This is a genomic window from Rhodococcus sp. (in: high G+C Gram-positive bacteria), assembly GCF_049299235.1.
GTDB lineage: Bacteria > Actinomycetota > Actinomycetes > Mycobacteriales > Mycobacteriaceae > Rhodococcus.
This window is the reverse complement of sequence record NZ_JBAQXC010000099.1, coordinates 1-9,239: the sequence shown is the minus strand read 5'-3', so window position 1 is coordinate 9,239 and position 9,239 is coordinate 1. Positions and strand designations below refer to the sequence as shown.

Annotated in this window: 8 protein-coding genes and 1 pseudogene; 5 read left to right on the top strand and 4 right to left on the bottom strand. The window is 64.8% G+C overall.

The window, feature by feature from the left end:
• A partial coding sequence (locus tag WAX14_RS05595; RefSeq protein ID WP_422627096.1) for a hypothetical protein occupies window positions 1-817 on the top strand: 817 nt, incomplete at its 5' end.
• A gap of 151 nt (window positions 818-968) precedes the next feature.
• On the opposite strand, the gene WAX14_RS05590 is transcribed toward WAX14_RS05595, so the two are convergent.
• The 3 genes from WAX14_RS05590 to WAX14_RS05580 all read right to left on the bottom strand — a co-directional run bounded on the left by WAX14_RS05590 (window position 969) and on the right by WAX14_RS05580 (window position 7,280).
• Complete coding sequence (locus WAX14_RS05590; RefSeq protein ID WP_422627095.1) at window positions 969-5,135, bottom strand: hypothetical protein; 4,167 nt, start codon at window positions 5,133-5,135, stop codon at window positions 969-971.
• Window positions 5,136-5,551: 416 nt separating this feature from the next.
• Window positions 5,552-6,451 carry a hypothetical protein gene (locus WAX14_RS05585; RefSeq protein ID WP_422627094.1) on the bottom strand — a complete coding sequence of 300 codons (900 nt, stop codon included), beginning with the start codon at window positions 6,449-6,451 and terminating at the stop codon, window positions 5,552-5,554.
• A 484-nt stretch (window positions 6,452-6,935) separates the two neighbouring features.
• Window positions 6,936-7,280 carry a hypothetical protein gene (locus WAX14_RS05580; protein ID WP_106201694.1) on the bottom strand — a complete coding sequence of 115 codons (345 nt, stop codon included), beginning with the start codon at window positions 7,278-7,280 and terminating at the stop codon, window positions 6,936-6,938.
• 16 nt (window positions 7,281-7,296) lie between these two features.
• On the opposite strand from WAX14_RS05580, the gene WAX14_RS05575 reads away from it, so the two are divergent.
• On the top strand, window positions 7,297-7,548 hold the full coding sequence (locus WAX14_RS05575; RefSeq protein ID WP_145964746.1) for a hypothetical protein: 252 nt from the start codon (window positions 7,297-7,299) through the stop codon (window positions 7,546-7,548).
• A gap of 362 nt (window positions 7,549-7,910) precedes the next feature.
• Here WAX14_RS05575 and WAX14_RS05570 read toward each other — a convergent pair whose 3' ends face one another.
• Window positions 7,911-8,069 (bottom strand): hypothetical protein, encoded by a 159-nt coding sequence (locus WAX14_RS05570; protein ID WP_422627098.1) that lies wholly within the window; start codon window positions 8,067-8,069, stop codon window positions 7,911-7,913.
• Between WAX14_RS05570 and WAX14_RS05565 the strand changes: the two genes are divergently transcribed.
• The 3 genes and pseudogenes from WAX14_RS05565 to WAX14_RS05555 form a co-directional block, all read left to right on the top strand.
• Window positions 8,035-8,214, top strand: coding sequence for a DUF6412 domain-containing protein (locus WAX14_RS05565; protein ID WP_422627097.1), 180 nt, complete (start codon window positions 8,035-8,037; stop codon window positions 8,212-8,214). The two genes, WAX14_RS05570 and WAX14_RS05565, sit on opposite strands and share 35 nt — an antisense overlap.
• 123 nt (window positions 8,215-8,337) lie before the next feature.
• Window positions 8,338-8,988 carry an ABC transporter ATP-binding protein gene (locus tag WAX14_RS05560; RefSeq protein WP_422627093.1) on the top strand — a complete coding sequence of 217 codons (651 nt, stop codon included), beginning with the start codon at window positions 8,338-8,340 and terminating at the stop codon, window positions 8,986-8,988.
• Window positions 8,982-9,239: pseudogene (locus WAX14_RS05555) on the top strand (ABC transporter permease); the annotation flags it as partial. The gene WAX14_RS05560 and the pseudogene WAX14_RS05555, both read left to right, overlap by 7 nt.

Genomic DNA, 9,239 nt, shown 5'->3' with positions numbered 1-9,239 from the left:
TTCTATAACACTGTTCGACGGAACTCTGCGGTCGGGATGCTCAGTCCCGACAGCTACGAGCGTTCACTTCGGGTGGAAGCCGCCTGAAGGATGTAACCCCCTTGTCCACCGTTCGGGGGGAACCTCAACCGGCCGCTCGACACACGGAACGGATCCCTCCGGAATCCTTACCGTCGAAATCCTGTCGAAGAAACGTGAACACGGCTGGACAGTGACCTACAACTTCACACTCAGCGACATGACCGGACGCTCTGTCTCCGACATTGCGCCGGCAATCGCCCTTGTGCGCCACGCCTACGCTCCGAATACCTTCCGGATGTCAGACCCCCGCGTGCCGCGACGCAAAGCTGACGTCGTCCTCGACAACGACCGTCCCCGCAACCGTGAGAGCCGCGTCGCAGCGGTTCAGCACGACTACGTCCACGCCCTGGCCACTATCCAGCAGTACGCCGATCACGAGATCAAGGTGCCCGACATGAGCTCCGTCGAACCCGACGAAGCATCCGAGATCATCCGCACCGCTCGCCTCCTCCAAGACGGGAGCATCACGGTCGGGTGGGACAAGATCACCGTCACCCTCCACAAAGGCGTCACCGAACCCCAAGGTCCCCACGCGTTGGCCGTCGACGCTTCACTCCACGTCTCGGTTGGTGCAAACGTCATCCCCCTCGGAAGGATGCGAGCCGTGTTCGAAGCGGGTGAAATCGTGACGCGACGAGTCGCCGATGACGGCGACATCACCGTGGTGTTCCAGCCCGCTTTGGGAAAGAAAACAGCCCGGCTCATGTGGGCGGGCCCCGACTCCCTAGACGAGTAGAGCCGTCTCACAACTGACGGACCTGCCAGGACGGCGATGTAGGGGCATCAACGCAAGGTTTCACGGCTCTTCCTGCAATGGAATGTAGTAAGGACGGGAGTGTCCTTACTGGACAAACCCGCTTTTCCAGCCGGGATATTGATGCGGCGGGCTACTCGCCACGGGCGGGAAAACGCTGCCAGCCTGGAGCTGAGGTTCGGACATCAGAGCCGGGTGTCCAAGCGTGCACTTGGGAGCGAGTGAGCTCGCCGGGATGGGTGGTTTCACCGCGGCCTAGTAGGACCTGCTTGCCCGTGTTTTCGACCCAGATGAGAGATTTCTCCGCACTGGTGAGCCAGTTCTCGAGCCACGCGCGGTCGACGAGAAGTTCGTTCCGACTTGCATTGACGCTGTGGCGCAGGACGGCGACGAGTTGGCCGGTGGTGGTGTCGGTCCAGCCATTTCGTCCATTCCACCGGAGATTTCCGGGGGCGGTCCCGAAAAATTCGGGAGCAGGCGCATCGACAGAGACCGTCTCGTGGTCTCCTGGAGCGTACTCGTATTCGCCCAAGATGTGCCAGGAGGCGGGTCGAGTGGGGACGCTGAGCGGTTTGGACTCGTGGCCGATGGTGTGAATCATTGCACCGTGGTGGTGGCCATAGGGAAACTCACCGACGTACCCATACGTGGTCTCTGGCGTTCTAGAGATATCCCGTCCGGTCAAGTCCTTGCCTTCGAGTTGTGCGAGTGCTGCGGGCAGATCCGTGGTGTCGATGAGGTGCGGGTAGAGATGGGTCCATATGCCACGTGACCGTTCGCGTTGGTTTGCATCGTTCCATTCGTAGAAACCCGACAGGACGATGAAGGGGCGCTCGTCGAACTCGGCGTCGGCGACGTCGATGGTGGGTAGGTCAGCGTCGTCGGCGACCCATTGGGAGTCCGCTTTGCCGGCTGGGGCGTCCCAGTCATAGGTGGGCACCCAGGATCGCGGGCTGTCGTCGACAGGTGCAAACTCGTGAATGGTCGGATCGATCTGTCGAGAGATTGTGGTCGCGGGGCCGGGTACGGACGGTGCTGGTGGGTCCCACTTTCCGGGCGTCTTGGGAGCGTTGTCGGAGACATGGCCAATGAGGCGGTTGAGTGCTATCCACTGGTATTTCTTGCCGATGCGTTCGATCCATTTGGGTTTGCCGCGTCCGAAGCCGTGGGTAGCGATGACGTAGCCGTCGAACGAGCTGTGCCGTTTCGGCCGGTAGCCCAGGCGGATGACCTCTTCGACAACCCACCTGGCTCCCGCGGAAATCTCGACGTCGGGCCTGCCTCTCAGTTCGTACTCGACGTAGTAGCGGCAGAAGTCGTCGTCGGTGCTGGAACGCACGAGCTTGGGGTAGTCGCTGTTGTCGTAGGGTTCGATGTCGGCTTCGGTAGGCCAGTCCAGAGGCCAGTCGCTCGTGTATGGCGGGCGGAACTGATCGACGGTGACGCAGGCGGGAAGCGCGCCACGGTCTGCTGCAGCTTCGAGAATGCTCCGGGCAGCGTCGCGAACGGCCGCATTCGGTGTGAGGTCCGCTGGACGTTCAAAGAACTTGGCCCACACCACCTCGGCCGCAGCTGCCCAATCGTCGATGGCTCCGTCCGCCAGTAGGGCGGCGTACGCGACCACAAGGGCGCGCTCGGCGACCCACTCGTCATCGACCGCAGCGAATTGTTGCAGCAGTCTCGCCGCTTGGCTCGGGTGGCGGGTGAGTAGGCGTGCTGCCGCAACGGTTGCGGGTTCGCGGACGCGGCGGTCGGTGGCGCTGGTCGTCCACAACAACGCGGTAGTCCACAGGCGGGTAGTGTCTCCGCCGACCTCGTTCAGGGGCTTCTCACGTGCCCAACGGATAAGGCGATCAACAGCGCCGTTGGTTCCATGTGTGAAGTGCAGCCAGACAGCCAGGAAACCGTCGCGGTCACCCATGCTGAATCGACTGAGGAAGCCGTGGAGGAAGTCGGCATTCAGTGGGTGTGTGGGTCGTGCCGCGAGGCGGAACAGCATGGTGAGAGCAGCGTCGCAGGTAGCTTCGCGGCGGAGGGCAGCGACGACGACGGCGTCGGTTTTCTCTGTAATCGAGCCGGTGGAGCGCCAGCCGATCCCGGCGATAACGGCGGCGGCAAGCGCGTCGTCATCGTCGATCTCGTCGCGGAGTTCGGTCAGTTCAATCCCGAGTCGGTCGGCGAGGACGACGGAAGTTGCTTCGAGAATGCCGAGGTCAGTGGTGCCACCGAGTCCGATGAGCTGCCCGAGACGGCCGGTGAACTGCGCCTTGACGTCGCCGACATCGGTGATCGCACGCAGGGCATCGGACACGATGAGGTGGTGGCCGATGCGTTCGAATGTGATGGCGACGATATCGGTGCCGTACGGGCTTCCGTCTGGGATCACGTCCTCTTCGACGAGACCTTGCGCGATCAACGCGTCGAGCAGGGACTTCTCAGCGCTGACGTCGGACCAGATCGGAGTCAACACTGTTCGGGCAGCGGGGCGGGTGAGCGGGTCCCCGCCCGCGTCGGCGATCGCGGCAGCGAGTGCGTGCATGGCGTGGTGGACAACACGGTCGGAGGGTGAGGCATCGATGCGGTCGCTGACGAGGTTGTTGGCGTTGTCGAGGATCATCTTCGTGAGCTCGTCGAGACCTAAGTCGGCCTGGTCCAGCGAGAGTCGATGATTGGCCTGAAGCGCCTCGCACACAAGGCGTAGGTACAGAGGATTGTCGAACTCGCCATGAATGGGTGGCGCCGTAGGCGGCTCGAGACCGTAGAACCCGGCATACTCACTGACCGCTTCGAACTCGACGCCCTCGAACCCCGTGTGCTCGAACCGCTCCAGAGTGAGACCGGGCGGGAGGACCTGGGCGACGTAATGAGTGCGAGCGGTCAGCAGCAGCCGGACGTTCGGGTACCGACCGAGAATGGTGATGAGCCGGTCGAGGTTGTCGCGCCACAATGACCGCGGCCGAGTGTCATTGAGCGCGTCGATAACAAGAAGGGTCGGCGCGCCGGCGGCACGGGAGCTTTCGTCGAGAAGAGCGATGGTCTCCTCACTGGTCAAGTCAGGCGGCATTTGAAGGACGTCGCGAAGATGAGCAAGCGGCTCATGGCCGTTGAACCAGCGGCCGTGCATCATGACACTGGGCCGGCCCTTGGCTAGGCGACGAACGACGGCATCGATGGCGAGGTAGGTCTTGCCGATGCCGGCAGGGCCGGTCATCAGAGCGACCTGTGCACCAGCAAGCGCGCCTTCTGGGCTGATCAGTAGCCGAGTCACTTCCTCGAGCTTCTGCCCCAGCTCACGAAGGTAGTCGACGGCGGCAGCGGGAAACCGCACCATGTACTCGCTCTGATATTGCCGCCAGCTTTGGCTGTCCCAGTCGCCGTGCGCGTCAGTCAGCGCTTGGGCCTCACGCGCTTCTTGTCCTGCGACGACAGCAGAGGCATCCTTGAGCGACTGCTCAACGTCACCGAGTCCAGCGGCGGTTCGTGAAGAATGCCACGCGGTGATCGCGCCGGTGGCGCTCTCGGCGGCGGCACGGGCCTCGTTCAAGTCGGCAGCTATCACTTCGTCGGTTGCGTAGTCGAGTTTCTCGACTGCTTTGGTGGTCTGATCGGCTTGGTCGAGGACTAACTGCCACCATTCGTCGTCGGAGCAGAGCGCCGCGATGGACCTGGCCGCCGGCACGTCGATGTTGAGTTCGGGCATGTAGCGGGGCCGTGCGGCGTCGACCGCGTCCTGTTTGCGGTCCTCCCACCATTGGTTGCTGAGAACGTCGACGTCGAACCAGTACCGGCGCTGGGTTCCCGAGGTATCGAGCCGGTTGAGACGATCGACGATGTTCGTCTCCCACTCGATCTCGATCTCGAACTCGACTGACCGGCCGTCATCGGTGGTCATCGTCCGCCAGCCTTCGAGCCATCCGCCGGGATCATGGATCTTTTCCAGCAGGGATTTACCGGTGCGGGCGGTGCGACCGGTCGGGTCCGTCGGAATGGCTATGGTGTATTTCGTCAGTTTCGGATGCTGCTCCAGCGCTGCTTTCACAGACTTGTCGAGCTGGGTCTTGTCGACGTTCTTGTGGTCCGTCCAGTATTTCGCCTGCCAACCGTGTTCATCACCATCGGGGAGGGTCCAGTAGCACTCGACGCCGCCGTCACCACCGTCGCCGTGAAGCGACACGAACTTCGCATCGGTCGCCGGCGACACCTGCGCAACTTGCTGACAGATGAACTGCTCGAACCCTCCCCGTTGCCCCGCAGGGCCGATGGACCGGATGCGGGTGAAATCGATGTCGGGAATGTTCAAAGCCAATCCTTCAGCAGTACGTGGTGCGAGCGCGTCTCCGCGAGACTGCCGTCGCCTAGTTCAGCAGACAAGCGATCAATGGCTGCATGTTGCAAGTGTGGAGTGTATCGACGGGGTCCGATCCATCGAATCGATTGCCCTCTGGGGTCAGTCTTCACCCGCCATCTACACGCATCGAATACCCGGCACACCCGCGCGCTGACGGACGGATTGCTCGCCGGCATCGGCGGCCGGGTCCTGTGGGAAGGCATGAAGTGGGCAGGTGAACAGCTCCTCGGCTGACCTCACCCCATGCAGGCCGCAGAGGGCCTATTAGAACCCGCTGGCTCGCCCGCTCCCGCCCCATCCGACGCTCAACGGAGTCGGGGCGGGGCGGCAGCCGATCCCCGACACAAACGCGCAGGCTCGCAACGTGCCTACGAACTGGTGCCCCCTGGCTTCTTCGGCATCCTGGCGTGGACCTCTCGCATGGCTGTGAACATCAGGCTCCGGTCATGGCCGCCATAGTCCAGCCACCGCGTGGTGCCCCACGCAAGTGCAGCGGCCGCGGCCTCGATCATTTCGGTGATGTAGACCGAGTCCGGCACCGACATCGTCCGGAAGTGCCCCGGCTCATATTCCCGAGTCGGTCGAAGGTCGAAGCCCTCGATGCCGAACCAGTTCTGGCCGTGCCCGGCTCCACTGGCCGCCTGCCAGAGATACGCCCACTCGTTCGCGTCCTTGCCGACCACAGTGGCTGCGTTGCGCACCAACTTCTCGTATCCCGGCGGCTTATCGGTCGGCGTGACCTCGAAAGGAAGTCCGGCGGCGCGCTCCTTCAGTTTCGCGATCCGATCCTCGATCCGGCCGGCGTCGCTCCCGCGCGCCTCCAGTGCCTGCTTGTGCAGGGTGAAGTCGTGGTGCATGAGCCGGACATGCCGTTTCACACACTCCTCGAATGTCCGGGTCGGAACGTCGAGCAACCAGATGGCGTGTGCCGCTGCCTCGAGTCCCGACCTGGCCAGCAGCAGATACGGGCGCATCCGCACCCTGTTGACTGCGTCGGGGACGAGATCGTACGGCGCCACCAGATCCGCCCACAGGCACAGACTCTCGGTCGCCGCGAGCAGGTAGCTGCGCGCCCACACCGAGATCTTCTCCCAGCGGTAGATCGCATCGGCCCGATCCAGCTGGCTGCCAGGCAGGGGATCAACAGTCCGGCTCAGTACCAACTCGCACGACCGAACCCGATACGTGTTCGTAGCCCACTGCTGAACCTGATCCGCCGGCACCAGCAGCTGCGCGTCGGTCCCCTGCCCGTCATCGTGAACCCCCACGCGTGCTCGCTCCCGTCTTCGAGGTACGCCGCGGACAGTATCGACCGCCACCGACATCCGGCCCCGCCGCCACCGGTGGTCACCCGCCGCCCTTCTACGCTCGTGACCTGCACCGACGGCATGTCCCGCCACACCCGGGCCCGTCGCAGCAGGACCGGATCACGGCATAGATCGCGCACCACTCCGTCTCGGAGAAGGACACGTGAAGCAACCTCGCCTGTTCTTCGCCTGGAGTAGCCGGCGTCAGCTCTCACCGAGGCGACCGCCGATGATGAGCCGATGATCGGGTCTGCACTGGCAAACGCAGTGCGCACGGGACGACCCGACGTCGGTCGGTGCGGGGCTCGTTACCGTCTCCAGCTGGCACACCAGTACCTATCGCCCCCTGTGACCAGGCGGGACGGCACGTCCCTGTCGTTGCCCCCGTCTCCGCGGGCCCACAGGGCCGTTCAGACTCTGGGCCCGCGGAGAAGATGCGTGATAGTCAGCGGCGCGCTGCCCGCCAGGCCGCGATCTGCTCAGCGACCAGCTCCCGGGTGCCGGGCCGCGGACGAACCACAATGACGGCGAACGCGAGGATCACCGCCGCACCGGCGAGCGGCCCGAACTCTGCTGTGGCCACGATCGCGGCCGCGCAACACCCGAGCTGGGACATGGACGCAAGGGTGCGGTTGCGGAACCAGTTCATCACTGCCAGTGAGCTCGAGAGGTTCGACCGGCCTTGCCGCTCGTAGGCCAGTTCTTTCAGGCACAGGAGCACGTCCTGCGTGATGGTCAGGGCGATCATGGCCGCCGCGATGGTGACGATGGTGGTGGTGGACAGGTGCACGGTGACTCCTCGGTCGATGGGAACTCTGCGGGACTCCGCAGTGCCGCCGCACATGCTCGGGTACTGCTTCTCCACCCCCACCGAACAGCGCAGCGACATCCGCTATCCGGGCAGGTCAGCGCACAGATCCCCGTCGCGGTCGCCGATACCCGCATCGGAGGACGGTCTCGACGACCCGATGATCGAGCACGCCGGCAGCATCACCGACGCCCGCTGCCGCACCGACAGCGGGCGTGGACCGGCCGCGGCTGGAGAACCGGTGCGCTAGGGACAGGCCCTCGAAGCCCGCGGCGACAAGGCGCCGACGGTCGCCGGTGTTGTCGATAGCGGAGGACTGGTTCTGGTCCACTGTCCGTGAGGGCGAAGAAAGGGGCCTGTCAGGGGCTCGGCCGGTCCGCAGACGATGATCGTGTCGGTGTTCTGTTCCCGGCGCCGGGCCGGTGTGGCTCTTGAGGTGATCGACACCTCCGCTGCGGTCGCGTGGCTGCTTTCTCCCTACGGCACGATTCCGATGTAGCGGCGACTGCGTGGACATGGCGGGTGCACCTCGAACTCGGGGGCTACCTGGTCGCGAATACGTGCCAACGCCTCCGGTCCTCCGCTGCCGGTCCCATAAACTGGCAGCGTGTGTTACGGGTGGAGGAACGGGGCGGAGGTAGCGTTCTTCGTTCTGTCCTGGCTCGTTGCTGCGGCCATGCCGGTCGCCTCGATGTCCGCCGGGGACAGTTCCACATTGCTGGCGAGCCTGCTGATCGTGGTCGTTGCTGTCGCAGCGCTCGTGCTCGTCACCTGTGCAGATGATCCGCTGTTCTCCTTCGGACGAAGCGTTCGCGGTCCGACGAGCGAGGAACAACGCCGACGCGGCGAACTCCGCCGCCACTGTCATCCCGACACCGCAGGCCGGCCCCGTCCGCGAGCACCCGGCTCCCGGTAACGGGGGCCCGCACGCGCTCTGTCCCGTCGGCCTCGGCCGGGCGTGGACTCGAACGAGGTCACTGCTGCACGGTCCCCATCCTCAACCGTTCTGTTCCTCGAGGATGACCGGAGACCCCTTTTCATGCCCATCCCTGATTCACGCGGCGTACCGGCCGTGTCCATTCGCAACGCCCACCGCTGGTTCGGTGACCTGCCTGTTCTGACCGGCGTCGACTTCGATGTCGCCCCCGGCCGATGCTGCGCCGTCGTCGGCGCGAACGGCGCCGGCAAGTCGACCCTGTTGCGATGCGTCGTCGGCGCAGACCGACTCGACGCCGGTGTCATCGACATCGACGGCACACCCGTGGACGAGACCTCCCGGGCCTTCCGGCGCAAGGTCGCTGCGGTACTCGGCGAGGTGCCCGCCTTCGCCCACCTCACAGCCCACGAACACCTGCAACTCGTCGCAACCGGCCACGGGGTGCCCGACCCGTTCGACGCGGCGACACAGGCCTTGGCCGAGGTCGACCTGCTCGCGGTCAGAGACCGGCTTCCGGTGACCTTCTCGAGCGGGCAGCGTCACCGGTTGGCGTTGGCCTCAGCGTTCGTCCGGCCCCGCACGCTACTGGTTCTCGACGAACCCGAACAACACCTCGACACCGCCGGTCGCAGCTGGCTCGCAGCTGTCCTCGCGTCCGAGAAACAATCGGGCCGAACCGTGCTGATGGTCTCGCACGATGCGGAATTGGTGGAGGCGGTCGCCGATCAGGTCGTGGAGGCCGACTCATGGTGATCACCGACAGCCTCCCGTCCGTGCGGTCGATCCGCACCCTGATCCGGCGCTTCGAACGACGCCACGCACCGGCCACCGGTCGGGCAGCGACCCTCGTGCTGGGGGCGCTGGGCCTGTACGTCGGTGCCGGCCTGCTGTGGTGGCTGTTCACACTGCCGCCGACCGTGCTCACCGCCTCGAGCGTTCTGGTCACCGGGCAGCGGTGGACCTCGACGTGGGGATGGGCCGTCGCCGCGGCCGCGGTCGCAGCC

Coding starts and splice junctions, on each gene's coding strand:
- WAX14_RS05575 (WP_145964746.1), top strand. CDS start 7,297: ATGGGAACTCTGCGGGACTCCGCAGTGCCGCCGCACATGCTCGGGTAC.
- WAX14_RS05560 (WP_422627093.1), top strand. CDS start 8,338: ATGCCCATCCCTGATTCACGCGGCGTACCGGCCGTGTCCATTCGCAAC.